The organism is Jeotgalibacillus proteolyticus (genome assembly GCF_002926065.1).
Taxonomy (GTDB): Bacteria; Bacillota; Bacilli; order Bacillales; family Jeotgalibacillaceae; genus Jeotgalibacillus; species Jeotgalibacillus proteolyticus.
This window is the reverse complement of the sequence record NZ_PREZ01000002.1, coordinates 49,391-64,232: the sequence shown is the minus strand read 5'-3', so window position 1 is coordinate 64,232 and position 14,842 is coordinate 49,391. Positions and strand designations below refer to the sequence as shown.

The 14,842-nt window shown below is 41.3% G+C and carries 11 protein-coding genes, 1 other RNA gene and 1 pseudogene; 12 read left to right on the top strand and 1 reads right to left on the bottom strand.

Annotated elements, in window-relative coordinates:
• Position 1 precedes the first annotated feature (1 nt).
• The 7 genes from C4B60_RS03950 to C4B60_RS03920 all read left to right on the top strand — a co-directional run bounded on the left by C4B60_RS03950 (position 2) and on the right by C4B60_RS03920 (position 6,892).
• Positions 2 to 1,267: a ribonuclease H-like domain-containing protein gene (locus tag C4B60_RS03950; protein WP_104056716.1), complete on the top strand. Its 1,266-nt coding sequence runs from the start codon at positions 2 to 4 to the stop codon at positions 1,265 to 1,267.
• A gap of 442 nt (positions 1,268 to 1,709) precedes the next feature.
• The gene (locus C4B60_RS03945; protein ID WP_104056715.1) at positions 1,710 to 1,928 is read left to right on the top strand and encodes a CotD family spore coat protein; all 219 of its coding nucleotides are present in this window, start codon (positions 1,710 to 1,712) and stop codon (positions 1,926 to 1,928) included.
• 67 nt (positions 1,929 to 1,995) lie between these two features.
• Positions 1,996 to 2,577 (top strand): SLOG family protein, encoded by a 582-nt coding sequence (locus C4B60_RS03940; protein ID WP_104057253.1) that lies wholly within the window; start codon positions 1,996 to 1,998, stop codon positions 2,575 to 2,577.
• 72 nt (positions 2,578 to 2,649) lie between these two features.
• Positions 2,650 to 2,967, top strand: a complete 318-nt coding sequence (gene gpsB, locus C4B60_RS03935) for a cell division regulator GpsB (RefSeq protein WP_104057252.1) — start codon at positions 2,650 to 2,652, stop codon at positions 2,965 to 2,967.
• A 101-nt stretch (positions 2,968 to 3,068) separates the two neighbouring features.
• Positions 3,069 to 3,458: RNase P RNA component class B (rnpB, locus tag C4B60_RS03930), an RNA gene on the top strand.
• 269 nt (positions 3,459 to 3,727) lie between these two features.
• Complete coding sequence (locus C4B60_RS03925) at positions 3,728 to 4,867, top strand: THUMP domain-containing class I SAM-dependent RNA methyltransferase (protein WP_104056714.1); 1,140 nt, start codon at positions 3,728 to 3,730, stop codon at positions 4,865 to 4,867.
• A gap of 99 nt (positions 4,868 to 4,966) precedes the next feature.
• Positions 4,967 to 6,892 (top strand): ATP-dependent DNA helicase, encoded by a 1,926-nt coding sequence (locus C4B60_RS03920; protein ID WP_245153867.1) that lies wholly within the window; start codon positions 4,967 to 4,969, stop codon positions 6,890 to 6,892.
• Positions 6,893 to 7,010: 118 nt separating this feature from the next.
• On the opposite strand, the pseudogene arr reads toward C4B60_RS03920, so the two are convergent.
• A pseudogene (gene arr / locus C4B60_RS03915) lies at positions 7,011 to 7,414 on the bottom strand (NAD(+)--rifampin ADP-ribosyltransferase).
• A gap of 292 nt (positions 7,415 to 7,706) precedes the next feature.
• On the opposite strand from arr, the gene C4B60_RS03910 reads away from it, so the two are divergent.
• From C4B60_RS03910 to C4B60_RS03890, 5 genes are all read left to right on the top strand, one after another.
• The gene (locus C4B60_RS03910) at positions 7,707 to 9,215 is read left to right on the top strand and encodes a carboxypeptidase M32 (RefSeq protein ID WP_104056713.1); all 1,509 of its coding nucleotides are present in this window, start codon (positions 7,707 to 7,709) and stop codon (positions 9,213 to 9,215) included.
• Positions 9,216 to 9,242: 27 nt separating this feature from the next.
• Positions 9,243 to 10,016 (top strand): SDR family NAD(P)-dependent oxidoreductase, encoded by a 774-nt coding sequence (locus C4B60_RS03905; RefSeq protein WP_104056712.1) that lies wholly within the window; start codon positions 9,243 to 9,245, stop codon positions 10,014 to 10,016.
• Positions 10,017 to 10,187: 171 nt separating this feature from the next.
• Entirely contained in the window at positions 10,188 to 13,799 is a 3,612-nt protein-coding gene (locus tag C4B60_RS03900; RefSeq protein WP_104056711.1) for a dynamin family protein, read from the top strand.
• A complete protein-coding gene (locus C4B60_RS03895; RefSeq protein ID WP_104056710.1) occupies positions 13,799 to 13,987 on the top strand; it encodes a hypothetical protein in 189 nt (62 codons plus the stop codon). The genes C4B60_RS03900 and C4B60_RS03895 overlap by 1 nt, the downstream gene beginning before the upstream one ends.
• The gene (locus tag C4B60_RS03890) at positions 13,984 to 14,832 is read left to right on the top strand and encodes a sulfurtransferase (RefSeq protein ID WP_104056709.1); all 849 of its coding nucleotides are present in this window, start codon (positions 13,984 to 13,986) and stop codon (positions 14,830 to 14,832) included. The genes C4B60_RS03895 and C4B60_RS03890 overlap by 4 nt, the downstream gene beginning before the upstream one ends.
• Positions 14,833 to 14,842: the final 10 nt, after the last annotated feature.

The following is a 14,842-nucleotide window of genomic DNA, read 5'->3' as shown; positions in this document are numbered from 1 at the left end:
TATGAGTCTGAAAAATAAACTGAACCGTATGAAGCCTCATCTTTCCGGCAAAAACCTGGAAAAAGAAGAGCTTAAACGGCCAGATACAAAAATAGAAGCACAAAGGCAAATTCCCTACCTTGACCTTTGGCAAGACAATAATGTCACTGTGTATTGGTCTGATCAGGAATACTGCTTAATTAGGGAAGTTCGTTTTCCGCTGTCTTTTTGGCAGGGGAAGTACCAGCTCGGGGATTGTATAAATGCTGTAGAAGCATGGAATAAAAGCAGTTACTCACATCCTTTATCATCAAAAGGTCATTCGGTTGAAGATCTGTTCTTTTTTGACACTGAAACCACAGGGCTAAGGGGTGTTGGCAGCACCATCTTTATGCTTGGGTATGCCCGTTTTACAGCGGAAGAGGTTATTGTCAGACAGCATATTTTAACTCAGCCGGGTTTTGAAGTGCCTTTATATATGAGTTTTTTAGAAAACGTCGATTACTCCACTCTCGTTACGTATAATGGAAAATCCTTTGACTGGCCTCAGGTAAAAAGCCGGCATACGCTGATTCGCGAGCATGTACCAAAGCTCCCTGAAACTGGCCATTTCGATTTATATCATGCATCAAGACGGCTTTGGAAACATAAAATGAAGTCTGTAAAGCTGACAGAGGTGGAAAGGCATATACTTGAATTTGAACGGTCAGATGATTTGCCCGGCTATCTGGCACCGGCCATTTTTTTTGATTTCATTGAACGTAATCACCCGGAAGGAATGCTTAAAGTACTTGATCATAATGAGAAAGATATTCTCTCGCTTATCTCTCTATACACCCATCTGACCTTTCAGCTGCTTGGACAGGACAAGCTTCAGACAAGCAGTGAAAGCCTCGAAGCTGGGAAATGGTATAGATATACGGGAGATTTTGAAGCATCAAGCACTCACATCAATGAAGCATACACAAAAGATCCTCTAAACAGCAAAGCCGTTCATGCGCTTGCATTTGAATTAAAGCGAAACGGCAGCCTGACACGGGCCGTCGAGCTTTGGCTCAAGGTTACTGAGAACGGTGAACCCAGGGAAAAAAGGGAAGCGGCGCTTGAGCTTGCAAAGGTATATGAGCATAAGCTAAAGGATTATGCTCAAGCAGTTTATTATGCAAACATGGCGTTAAAATGTGCGGAAGATGATTATGCCTTTAGGAAGTCTTCTAAAGAGATTCTAAGGAAACAGACTGAACATAGGATACAGAGATTAAGCAGGAAATATAAAGCAGAGTATTAAAATCATTTCCCGGGCAAGCGCAGAATTCGTACTAATTCGCCAGGATCCTGCTTTTAGGATGTGACAGTCTTCTTTATAAGTTGTTCATATTCGACACGTTTATTTTAATGCAAATTGGTAAAGAATACGAAAAATGTATCCCTTTCATATTATTTCCTGTCACAAAATGTTCATATATTTCAGAGGAAAGACGGGTTGAGCCAGCGTCTATTCAAATGTAATATAAATGTATAGAACTTAATGGGGTTGAAATTATGAGAAGATTCATTTTAGTTTTGTTTTTCCTGGTAATAGGTGTAACAGCATTTGTTTTTTCGACAATCGGTGATCAATTAACAACTTTGCAATAAATGAGCGATACGCATAGGGCAGGTAGACTCTTTCTTTCATATTCTAATGTAACGAAGGTTATTTTAGAATAACCAGGGAAGGGGGAGTAACCGTGCATCCATGCAGAAGAAGAGTTTGTCCGCCTATTGTACATCCTACAATGTGCTGCACAAACCATACGACGGAAATTATTGAAGTTCCGCATATTCACCCGATCCAGAATACAACAATTAATCACCAGATCTATCAGCACAAGCACTATTTCCCACAGTCGTTTAATCAAGAACAGACTGTGTCCAATCAGCAATTTATGTGCAACAGACCAATGTAACAGGTCTAATGCCAACTTGATTTACCAAACGACTGGTGAAAACCGCCAGTCGTTTTTTAATGAAAGAATGAAAGATTTTAGAGAGCAGGTGGCCGGTTTGAAGATTATTACTGTCTCAGGTTATAAAGCTCATGAGATCGGGGTCTTTAAAAAATCGGACCCGGCAGTTGAAATTATTAAAAAAGCAATTAAACAGCAGCTTTTATCACGGCTTGATGAAGGGCTTGAATGGGTGCTTATCTCCGGCCAGCTTGGAGTCGAATTGTGGGCAGGTGAAGTGGTTCTTGAACTGAAGGATAGCTTTCCTGAGTTAAAGCTTGGCATTCTTACTGCCTTTGAAGGTCATGATGAAAAATGGAATGAGGCTAATCAGGAAATGTATCAATCCATTTCTATGGAGGCAGATTTTGTTGACTCCATCTCAAGAAGACCTTACGAGAGTCCCCAGCAGCTAAAAAACAAAAATTTTTTCCATCTTCAAAAATCGGACGGGCTTTTAATGGTGTATGATGAAGAGAAAGAAGGATCTCCAAAATTTTTATGGGAACTGGCAAAGGAATATTCAGCAGCCAACCATTTTGAACTTATGCAGATAACCTTTCAGGACCTCCAGTGGATCGTTGAAGAGGAGCAGTTTAAGAATGAATAGCCATGTAGATTGACATTTTCAGCACTTTTTGAAAAAATAAAGAAAGTGGATCAGATAGCAGAGGTGAGAGAGATGAAAGAAAATATTGCTCAGCTAACAGCGAAAGAAATTTTAGAGCGTGAATTTAAAACTGCAATGAGAGGGTATAAACCCGAAGAAGTTGATGCCTTTTTAGATCAGATTATTAAAGATTATGAAGCATTCCATGAGAGAATTGACGCACTTGAAAAGGAAAATCAGCGTTTGCAGCAGCAAACATCTGAAGCTCCTAAACGTTCCGCAGCTCAGCCTGCACAAACAAATTCTGGTACGACAAACTTTGATATTCTTAAAAGATTATCAAATCTTGAAAAAGAAGTTTTTGGACGTAAGCTGTACGAAGACCGCTAATATACATAGTAAGCTGCTGATCGCATAATGGGACGATTCTAACTGTTTCTTGCAATGGGCAACTTGTTAGTGTATAATAAAATCTTGGCTAATCGATCATGGTGCTCGGGCAATTGCTGTAGCGTTATGCTATAGAGGAAAGTCCATGCTCACACGGTGCTGAGATGCCCGTAGTGTTCGTGCCTCGCGAAAAAATAAGCGGGGGCATTCCAGAAGGTTCTGGTTTGACGGCAGAGAAGATACCTACGTTCTTTTGAATATGGTATGCATCTCTTGAAAGTGCCACAGTGACGTAGTTCCGTTAGAAATGGCGGAAGTGGAACGAGGTAAACCCCACGAGTGAGAAACTCAAACTATGGTAGGGGCACTTTCCCTGAGGAAATGAACAAAGGGAAGGATCAGCTTATTGGCTGATAGATAGATGATTGCCACCGGTGTACGAGCGTTTATCCGCGTTTGAAGTACAAGGGAACAAAACATGGCTTACAGATCATCATGATTGGTTACACCAATGAAAAAAGAATGTTATTTTATGTAAATTCAACTAAGGCATGACCATTCGTATAAAAGTATGCGGGTCTGCCTTTTTTTAATGATATTGCAGCTAGCTGCAGCAGGCAGGGGCTCGAGTCATAAGTCATCCCGCCCAATAGGCAAAAAGCGCCTATCTGTGCGGTTTGCCTCATGCTTTTCGCCCCTAAACGCCTGCTTCCGCTTTTAATTGCACATACTATTTACAAACATTAAAAGGGTGATTTAGATGACAACCTATAAGTTAATTGCAACCGCTGCGATGGGGCTTGAGTCGGTCGTAGCAAAAGAAGTACAGCAGCTGGGCTTTAAAACCACTGTTGAAAATGGAAAAGTAATGTATGAAGGCGATGAAGAAGACATTGTAAGATCCAATCTGTGGCTTAGGACAGCTGACCGGGTAAAAATTGAAATGGGCAGCTTTAAAGTTTATAGCTTTGATGAGCTGTTTGAACAAACTAAAGCCCTTCCCTGGGAAACTCTTCTGCCAGTTGATGCCGCTTTTCCGGTTTCAGGGAAATCGATTAAATCAAAGCTGTACAGTGTTCCTGACTGTCAGGCCATTGTAAAAAAAGCCATTGTCGAAAAATTGAAATCCTCTTATAAACGAATGAGCTTTTTGGATGAATCAGGTCCGGTTTTTAAAATTGAAGTAGCGATTCGCAATGATGTGGCGACGTTAACGATAGACACAAGCGGAGCCGGTCTTCACAAAAGAGGCTACCGGGTTGATCAGGGTGAAGCGCCTTTAAAAGAAACGATGGCTGCTGCACTCGTGCAGCTGACAAACTGGCGCGCCGACCGTTCATTCCATGATCCTTTTTGCGGTTCTGGAACGATTGCAATAGAAGCGGCTCTTATCGGCCAGAATATTGCACCGGGATTTAACCGCGATTTTATTTCAGAGGATTGGCCGGTGATGAAAAAAGGACTGTGGGACAAAGTCCGCCAGGAAGCGGAGGAAGCCGCAAATTATGATCAGCCCTTGGAAATTTATGCAACGGATATTGATCATAAGATGGTGGAAATTGCAAAAGCAAATGCGATTGAAGCAGGTCTTGGCGATTTGATTCAATTTAAGCAAATGCAGGTGCGCGATTTCACAGCCAACAATGACTATGGTGTAATCGTGGGAAATCCTCCATACGGAGAACGTATTGGGGAAGAAGAAGCTGTTGAGACGATGTATCGGGAAATGGGTGAAGCGTTTGAAAAATACCCTACCTGGTCAAAATATATTATAACCTCACATCCTTCTTTTGAAGAGCTGTACGGAAAGCCTGCTACAAAGAAGAGAAAGCTTTTTAATGGCTTTATCCGGACGGATTATTATCAATACTGGGGAACGAGACCCCCAAGAAATAATTAATTACTAAGAACTTTTTATAAAGAGAAAGGCATGCTGACTTTCCTGCATGCCTTTCTTCTCTGTGTGCTATGAGGATTTACAGAAAGGGGTTTGACCATATTGACCACTAAATCATTGCCTTTTCCACTAACAGGTGATCAATCCTTCTATGAAGCTTTAGGGGATTGGATAGGAGATGTGTTTTACGATATTTTGCCTGAAAAAGGACTTGAGCTGCGTGATGAACAAATTTTCATGGCATTTCAGCTTGAGCAGGCGTTCAAGAAAAAATCGATCCTTTTTGCTGAAGCGGGTGTAGGCACAGGAAAAACACTTGCTTACCTGCTTTATTCCATTCCTTATGCCCGTTATACCGGAAAGCCCGCTATCATTGCCTGTTCAGATGAAACCCTGATTGAACAGCTTGTTAAAAAAGATGGCGACCTGCAGAAAATCGAGGACCTCCTTGGACTCTCAGTCGATGTAAGGCTTGCAAAATCAAGAGAACAGTATTTGTGCTTAAAAAAATTAGATAAAGCAACCTCAAAGGGTGATGATGAAGAGCTCGATGAGGTGTATGAGCAGATTCCGGATTTTGTACATGGAAATGGCTCTATGACTTCTTTTTATCCTTATGGTGACCGAAAAGAATTCCCAAACCTGAATGACGATCAATGGAAGCAGGTTAATTGGGATTCGTTGCAGGATTGCTTATCTTGCGATGTACGCCATAGATGCGGCCAGACGCTTAACAGGGAGCATTACCGGGCAGCGGGAGATATCATCATCTGCTCCCATGATTTTTATATGGAGCACATCTGGACGAAGGATGCCAGAAAAAGAGAAGGCCAGCTGCCGCTTCTCCCTGAAGGAAGTGCCGTCATATTTGATGAGGGGCATCTTTTGGAATTCGCAGCTCAAAAGGCGTTAACCTACAGAACCTCTTTATCAAATTTGTCCCTGATTTTAGAAAAGCTGACCAGCAATGATATCAGGGAGAAAACACTTTATTTGATTGACCGTATCGTTGAACAGCACGATGAATGGTTCGCTGCAATCAGCAAGCATGCAGATTATGAAAGCGGGGCAGAGCGACGGGCGATTGCAAGGCATGATGAAGTCATTGTGAATTCTAAAAAACTGAAAGCAAGCATTGATCAGCTGCTTGAAGAGCTCGTATTCGAATCAGAGCTTTATGTAATTGATGAGTATGATTTGAAAATAGTAGAGGAATATTTAGAGCTTGTCTTATTTTCTCTTAAGCTATTGGTTGACGATGATGGTGCTATTATCTGGCTTGAGGAATCAGGAGATGATGAGACACTCGTTATTATGCCAAGACTTGTAGAAGAAATCTTAAGAGAAGAGGTTTTCTCAAAAAAAATTCCGACTATTTTCTCTTCTGCTACTTTATCTGTTAAAGAAGACTTTTCCTACCTTGCAAAAAGTCTAGGAATCGATGATTACGATGCATTCAGTGTATCTTCTCCTTTTGATTATGAGGAAAACATGGATGTAACGATTCATCTGACAGATGAATTTGAAAAAGGGGAGAAAGAAGCCCTTTTGCTGAATTCCCACCAGGGAGGCAGTCTGCTTTTGTTTAATTCCAGAGAGGACCAGGATCTATTCAGATTTGGTTATTCCCACGAGCTTGAAGGAAGCTCCTCATTATTTTTCGAGGGAGATGAGGAAATAAGTACACTTGTTGAAAAATTTCAGCATGAGACTTCAAGCATCTTTGCTTCCCATCACCTTTGGGAGGGGCTTGATGTGCCCGGGCTGAGCCTTAGCCAGGTGATCATTGATTCACTCCCGTTCCCGCCCAAGGATCCTGTTTTCGAAGCAAAGAGAAAGCACTCAGAAGACCCTGTTCATCAGGTGGATCTCCCTTATATGCTTCTTCGACTGCAGCAGGGAATCGGACGCTTAATCAGAACTTCATCAGATAAAGGATCAGTTCATATCTTTTTAGGCGATGAAGAACAAAAATGGCTTGATGAAATTACAGCCATTCTGCCGGTTACCCCGACGATCGCTAAGTAAATATATTTAAGTCCGCAAGAAGTGCAGGGAAACTTGCAAAAAGAGGTGTGACATAGTCGTCACGCCTCTTTTTATATCTATTTCCTTTGTTGATTCCCTATTTTACGGACCAAAGGCTTTAATCGTTTATTTCATTTTTTCCTTGCTCGCTTAATTTTTTTAAGGATGACAGCATATGATTGATTTCTTCGCCGGTATGTCTTTCCCATGAAGATAATTCAGCAAATACTTTTAATGGAGATTTAGACCTGTAAGAATGTGTCGGGTTTCCGGGAAATCGTTCGGATCATGTTCAAAAACACCTGAAGGCTCGACAATATAAATACTCTCCTTTGAGTTAGATTTTGAAAGCTCAGCACCCCATTTGGCAGCATCCAATGTTGCTGTGAAGTAAATATAATTGGATTTTTTATCCTGAAAATTGGATGCATGGTTCGGCTCTAATAAATCCCCTATTTTCAGCTTTGCTTTTGTCCCATGAAAAAAAGGGCCGTTATCCAGTACGTTTTTATTGTCATTCATAAGGGACACCTCTTTTGGATTTGTATTTAAGAGTATACGTGTGAAATGATTAAAGAAATAGACTGTAATTAACTTAAAAATAGAGGTTTACTATAAGTAGAGAGACTCTATTCTATTATAAAATTTTATAACAAACGCCCCAGCGAACAGGCTTTCGTCCGCTGGGGCGTTTTATATACTTAACCGGGGTTGTGAGCCCGGTTATTTGTTCAATTCAACTTTTTTACTTTCTCATCTATTCAGAAAAATGTGATAAACTATTTTAGATAGCATTAAAAAAGGGGGAAAAAGCATGACACCTGCAACTTTACAGCTTGAAAAAGATTTTCTTACATACGTAAATAAGATGACAGCATACAACGAGGCGTTAGGACTTATATTTTGGGATCTGCGGACAGGCGCTCCTAAAAAAGCCATTGAACAGCGTTCTCAGGTAATCGGAACATTATCTGCAGAATTATTCGAGCTGTCAACCTCTGACCAGATGGCCTCCTTCATTGCCGGTCTATCTGCTCATAAGGACAAGCTAAGCGAAGTAACAGTTAAAACATTAGAAGAATGCCAGAAGGAATATGACCGAAATAAGAAAATTCCTGCTGAAGAATATCGTGAGTACAAAATTCTTCAATCAAAGGCTGAAAGTGTATGGGAGGAAGCAAAAGAAGCAGGAGACTTTTCTCTTTTAGCTCCATACCTTGAAAAGCTGGTAGAAACAAACAGACGGTTCACTCATTATTGGGGCTATGAAGGAAACCCTTACAATACATTGTTGGATTTATTTGAACCAGGAATGACAGTTGATATTTTGGATTCTGTTTTTACAAAGGTCCAGGAAGCAATAGTTCCTCTCGTGAAAAAAATCCAGACCAAACAGCAGCCGGATACGTCTTTTCTTCATGCTCATTTTCCGGAGGAAGCCCAGAAAAAATTCAGTCTCGAAATGTTAAAACGGCTTGGCTTTGATTTTGAAGCAGGGCGTCTCGATGAAGCTGTTCATCCGTTTGCAACCGGGCTGAATCCTGGAGATGTAAGGGTTACCACGAGATATAATGAACATGATTTTAAAGAAGCTATTTTTGGAACAATACACGAATGCGGACATGCGTTGTATGAGCAGAATGTAAGTGAAAAACTGACAGGAACTCCGCTAAGCACCGGCACATCGATGGGAATTCACGAATCCCAGTCATTATTTTTTGAAAACTTTGTAGGGAGAAACCCTAAGTTTTGGGAGCATAATTATGATCTCCTTAAAGAATTTTCATCCGGACAATTCGACAGCGTGCCAATCGAGGACTTCGTCCGTTCCATAAATGAATCCAAGCCTTCACTAATAAGGGTGGATGCAGATGAATTAACCTACTGCTTACATATTATTATCCGCTATGAGATTGAAAAAGGGCTAATTAACGGTGATATTAAGGTGATGGATCTCCCTAAAATCTGGAATGAAAAATATGAAGAATATCTGGGAATACGGCCAGAAAACGATGCTGAAGGCGTTCTTCAGGATGTTCATTGGTCAGGTGGTGCATTTGGCTATTTCCCTTCCTATGCTCTCGGTTATATTTATGCGGCACAGCTTAAAAAGGCTATGCTGAAGGATCTGCCTGATTATGAAGAACTTTTAGCAGACGGGAATTTTAAGGCAGTTAAAGACTGGATGGTTAAGCATGTTCATCAATATGGCAAACTCAAAAAACCGCTTGATATTATTACCGATTCCACTGGAGAAGGGCTTAATCCTCAATATTTAATTGATTACCTGACAGAAAAATATTCTGAGCTTTATTCACTATAGACGCAGTAATAAATGGAGAGTGATTCTATGTACAAGCCATCATTTCGTCTTGATGGAAAAACAGCCATCATTACAGGTGCCGGAAGAGGGATTGGAAGAGCACTTGCTATAGGCCTGTCAGAGGCTGGAGCTGAAGTTGCTCTCTTTTCAAGAACGGTAAGCGACCTGGAGGAAACATCCCGTCTCATCCATGAAAATGGAGGCAGGGCTCATTATTTTCCGGTGGATGTTACCGATCGAAGACAAGTCACTGAAAACATCAACCATGTTAAAGAAAAACTCGGAAAAATTGATATCCTTGTTAATAATGCCGGCATGAATATCCGTTCTAAAGCAGCTGATGTGACTGATGAAGAGTGGAATGTCATAATGGATACCAATCTGAAGTCTGCTTTCATGCTTTCTCAGGAAGCTGGAAAAATAATGAAGGACCAGCCTTCTGGCGGAAGTATTTTATCCGTGTCCTCGGTTGCAGGGCAGACCGCATTAAGAACAGGGGTTGTTTATGGAGCATCAAAAGCAGCTCTTATTCAAATGACGAAGGTTTTGGCGTATGAATGGGGACAGAATAATATTCGTGTTAATTCGATAGGACCCTGGTATTTTGAAACGCCGCTGACTGAAACCATGCTGGCAAATGAGGACTACTTAAATGATATTCTTGCAGTCACACCTTTAAGGCGGGTGGGACAATTAAAAGAGCTTGTCGGTCCCGCTATTTTTCTTGTCTCAGACGCAGGCAGCTATGTAACCGGGCAGACATTATTTGTTGATGGCGGCATGACCATCAACGGTTTTTAAAGATCCTCTTTTATCTTATTCTATGGTTAAATTGGCTACTAGCTACATGCTTTTGGCATGCCCGACCATTTCCCGGTTGGGCTTTTCATTTGAGGGTAATGGAGCATCTATAGGATTTTCGTAAAGGTTTTAGTACAATGAGTTTATGGATAGTAAAAGGGGACGGCGTTTATGGAAAACACATTTTCACAGCAGAAAAATGGCTTACTGCTCGATCTTGCAGCATTTTACACAGTTAGTGTTAAACATAAAAACAACAGAGGTGCAGAAAAAATAAAAAACCTCGCACAAAAGCTTGAGGATGAAGAATTAGTTGTAGCGTTTTGCGGGCATTTTTCTGCCGGAAAATCAGCCATGATTAATGCATTGATGGGTGAAAATCTGCTTCCTTCAAGTCCGATACCAACCAGTGCCAATCTTGTCGCCATCCATGCAGGAGAGGATAAAAATATCCGGATTACCATGAGTGATGACAAAAGAATTGAACTTCTTCCGCCGCTTAATGTGAGCGTCGTTAATCAGCTTGGTAAAAATGGTGCGAAGGTGAAGCGTATTGATATTTATCGTTCAGATTCTCTTCTTCCGAGCGGTGTGACAGTAATGGATACCCCTGGAATTGATTCGGTGGATGATGCTCACAAACAATCCACTGAATCGGCTATTCACTCAGCTGACCTTTTGTTTTATGTCATGGATTATAACCATGTTCAGTCACAAATGAACTTTGAATGGATTCGTCATATGAGAAAGCATCACCGGCCTGTTCATGCCATTATTAATCAAATCGATAAACATAAGGACGATGAGCTGTCATTTCCTGTATTTAAGCAGTCAACTGAACAGGCGTTTGCTGCCTGGGAGGCTTCGCCGCTCTCGACCTATTACACTACATTAAAAAAACCTGATCACCCATTTAATGATCTTCAAAAAATTAAAGCTTTTGTTGAAGGCATGATGGACAACCGCGAAGAAACAATCCTTGAGACAGCCAAAACCTCCCTTGAAATAATAAAAGAAGAGCACAGAAATTATTTAGAGGAAGAATTGGAGGAAATGATTGATACATATGAAGATCTGCTTACTCAGGAGGAATTGACTAACCCGGATCAGGTATTTATGCAGGAAAAGGAGCTCGAAGAAGAAAACGCTGTGTATTCACTTGATCAGTGGGAGAGCTCATTTGACCATAAGCGGGATGAAATTCTTCGTGCAGCTTATTTAATGCCGGCAGAGATTCGTGAAAAGGCCAAGCTCTTTCTTGAAGCAAATGATCCTTCTTACAAGGTTGGTGTTTTTTTCTCTGCGAAAAAAACAGAGGCAGAGCGATCAGCAAGAACGGACGATTTTATTCGCAGTCTTGAAGAAATTGTCAAACAGCAGCTGCTGTGGCAGATTAAAAACGGCTGCTACACTGCATTAAAAGAAGCGGGGGCTTCCGGTGCATCCTGGTCAGAGGAAATCGAAAGCCTTACGATCCCAGTAGACCGACAGCTTGCCGTATCCCATATTAAGCCTGGAGCTGAGGTAAATGGACAATCTGTCCTTAATTATTGTGAGGATTTAGCCAAAACCCTTCGATTTTCAGCGAAACGGTTAATGGACGGGATGAAAGAGAAGCTGATTGAGGAAATTCAAAACGAAATAGAAGAATATACGCATCACGCTCAGTCAAAATGGAATTCCCTTCATCAAAAAGCAAATGCACTCCGGTCGATTAAACAAGTTGAGCACCAGCTTGAGGAGCTTACAAAACCGCTTCAGGATGATGGAGCGAAAGCCCTGCAAAGCTGGGAGGAGGAGTGGGCAGCAAGCGAGAAAACAATTAAAAAAATTAACGAAATCGATTCACTGACAGAAGCTAAAGGGGAAAGTGAAAAAATTCCTGAAAAAAGTTCATCTATAGAGCAGGTTAACCCAGAAAAAATCAGGGAAAAAGAAGTCATCCATAATCTAGAAGTCGCTGTAGAGGAGCTTGAATCAGTCGAAGGCTTTGCCCGTCAGAGAGAGTATCTTTTGCAGAGAATCAATAAGCTTCAATCTAAAAATTTTACAATTGCTTTATTTGGTGCATTCAGTGCAGGAAAATCTTCTTTTGCCAATGCCTTGCTTGGAAAAAAAGTTCTACCTGTTTCTCCTAATCCGACTACAGCATCCATAAACCGGATAAAACCGCCAACAGGTGAGGATCAGGACGGAACAGTCAGGGTGTATTTTAAAAGCAGGGAGAATTTACTGAGTGATTTAACACATATTTTTAAGGAGCTTGACTTCCATCCATCCTCTCTTGAAGAGGCTTATGAGCTGGTTGACCAGGCTGCTGCTGTCACCCGTTCAGGTATGGAAGCAAAGAAGAGCTTCCTTCATGCATTTAAAAAAGGATGGTCAAATTATTCCTCTCATCTTGGCGAAGAATTAACGGTAGATGAAGCTGAATTTGAGGGCTTTGTGGCTAAAGAAGAGCAATCCTGCTTTGTAGAAGCAATTGATTATTTTCTCTCTTCAAGACTTGCTGAGCTTGGGGTTTCAATCGTGGATACACCGGGTGCGGACTCGATAAATGCACGTCATACAGATGTATCGTTTGATTATATAAGAAGTGCTGATGCTGTTCTATTTTTAACTTACTATAATCATGCATTTGCCAGGGCAGACCGTGAATTTCTTATTCAGCTTGGAAGAGTAAAAGACAGCTTTGAAATGGATAAAATGTTCTTTGTCGTAAACGCAGTGGATCTGGCGCATGATGAGGAAGAAAAAAGGCAAGTCCTAACCTATGTCAAAGAACAGCTCGTTATTTTTGGTATCCGTTCGCCTCGTTTATTTGGTGTTTCAAGCCTGCAGGCACTTAGTCAGGATCCTAATGACATAAAAGCATCGGGCATCAGGCCATTTGAACGGTCGTTTCATCAGTTTTTGAAGGATGACCTGCAGGGGATGGCGCTGCGTACTGCTCATTTTGAATATGCAGCTGCAGTGAAGCGGATTGAGACTTTGATAAAAACCGCGTCTCAAAATGAAGAGGTAAAGGAACAAACTAAAGTTAAGCTGGCAAAAGCACGAAACTATCTTTCTGCACACTTCGCAAATCCTTCCTTTACAACTGTTGAAGCACGTATAGAGCAGGAAATGAAGGAATTAATGATTTATATGGAGCAGCGGGTATTTTACCGATTTTCAGATTTCTTTAAAGAGTCTTTTCATCCCTCGCTGTTTACGGACCAAACCTCCGGCAAGGCGTTAAAAGAAGCACTATCAAATCTTCTTACGATGCTTGGCTTTGATTTTGCTCAGGAGCTCCGTGTTGTAAACCACCGGCTGATTCAGCATATCGAAAAACAGCTTACAGAACAGCTTAAGTCTGAATGGCATTCGCTTGAATCGTTAATACCTGATGGGCTTATGCCACCAATAAAACTTCCTAACCTGGACATCCTTTCGTTTTCACCATGGTTTGAAAACGAGAGTGCTTCAGATTATAAAAAAGAATTATCATTGTTTAAAAATACACGATCCTTTTTTGAAAAAAACGAAAAGAGATTTATGAGAGATGCCCTCCAGGAGCGATTAAAAATTCAGGCACAGACGTTCCTATCAGAGGAACAGAAAAGATTGAAAGACTGGATGATTCTGATGCTTTCTACTGAGGGAAAAGAACTGTATACTAGATGGATGGAAGATTTGATTGAACAAATAGACAGCCAAATGGTAAGCTTTAGCTCCCATGAAGTTGTTGAACACTGGCAAAAAGCTTATGAGGCTATTGAACAGAGGAGCGCTCTTTAATGGGGAAAGACTTCCACGCCTGTGCTACCTGCATTCATTTTGAAGCGGACAAAAAAGAGAGCGGTATGCTTTATCGCTGCAGCCGTCTCGGCTATGAAACCAAACCTGAGTATAAATTCAGCTGCTGGGAACCAAAACCGCATATAAAAGAATTGATGAAAAAGCAGAAAGAGGGGGAATTATCATGAACGTAACCGTTTCATCTGCCTGGTTAATAGAAAATATGTCAGAAGACCTGTCTATTATTGACTGCCGTTTTTCACTTCAGGAGCCTAAACAGGGGAGGAAATTGTATGAAGAAAGCCATATCCCTGGAGCTGTTTATTTTGATTTAAATGAAGATTTATCCGGAGAAGTTAAAGAGCACGGAGGCCGGCATCCACTCCCGGCAGAGAAGGATTTTATCGAAAAACTCGAATCAGCTGGTATTTCGAATTCCTCTGCAGTAGTGGTCTACGATGGAGGAGAAGCAGCATTTGCTTCCCGCTTTTGGTGGCTTTTAAATTATTATGGTCATGACAAGGTCTTTATTTTAAATGGAGGCTTTAAAGAGTGGACAGCACAGGGATTTCCGGTAGAAAAAGAAGTTAAAACAAAACAGCGTGGTAATTTTAAAGCACAGACCCGGCCGGAAATGAAAGCTGATATTGATGAAATTAAACAAATCATAAATGGAAAAACCGCTTCGCTTTTAATCGATTCCCGCTCCTATGACAGGTATATAGGACAGCATGAGCCGATTGACAGAGTAGCGGGGCATATTCCGGGCGCGATCCACCGGGACTGGATGGATGGTGTGTCTAAAGGGTTCTTTCTTAAAGATGAAGAACAGGCAAACCGGTTCAGTGAGTGGGAGAAGGACCGGCCAATCGTTGTCTATTGCGGCAGCGGTGTGACAGCCACACCAAATATTATTGCATTGAAGCAGGCAGGCTTTAAAAATGTTAAATTGTACCCCGGGAGTTACAGCGACTGGGTTTCGTATGATGAAAATGAAATCGAGCTCGGCGATTCAACGCATTTTGAGAAATAATAGATGGAAG

Coding starts and splice junctions, on each gene's coding strand:
- C4B60_RS03895 (WP_104056710.1), top strand. CDS start 13,799: ATGGGGAAAGACTTCCACGCCTGTGCTACCTGCATTCATTTTGAAGCG.
- C4B60_RS03950 (WP_104056716.1), top strand. CDS start 2: ATGAGTCTGAAAAATAAACTGAACCGTATGAAGCCTCATCTTTCCGGC.
- gpsB (WP_104057252.1), top strand. CDS start 2,650: ATGAAAGAAAATATTGCTCAGCTAACAGCGAAAGAAATTTTAGAGCGT.
- C4B60_RS03890 (WP_104056709.1), top strand. CDS start 13,984: ATGAACGTAACCGTTTCATCTGCCTGGTTAATAGAAAATATGTCAGAA.
- C4B60_RS03910 (WP_104056713.1), top strand. CDS start 7,707: ATGACACCTGCAACTTTACAGCTTGAAAAAGATTTTCTTACATACGTA.
- C4B60_RS03940 (WP_104057253.1), top strand. CDS start 1,996: ATGAAAGATTTTAGAGAGCAGGTGGCCGGTTTGAAGATTATTACTGTC.
- C4B60_RS03905 (WP_104056712.1), top strand. CDS start 9,243: ATGTACAAGCCATCATTTCGTCTTGATGGAAAAACAGCCATCATTACA.
- C4B60_RS03925 (WP_104056714.1), top strand. CDS start 3,728: ATGACAACCTATAAGTTAATTGCAACCGCTGCGATGGGGCTTGAGTCG.
- C4B60_RS03900 (WP_104056711.1), top strand. CDS start 10,188: ATGGAAAACACATTTTCACAGCAGAAAAATGGCTTACTGCTCGATCTT.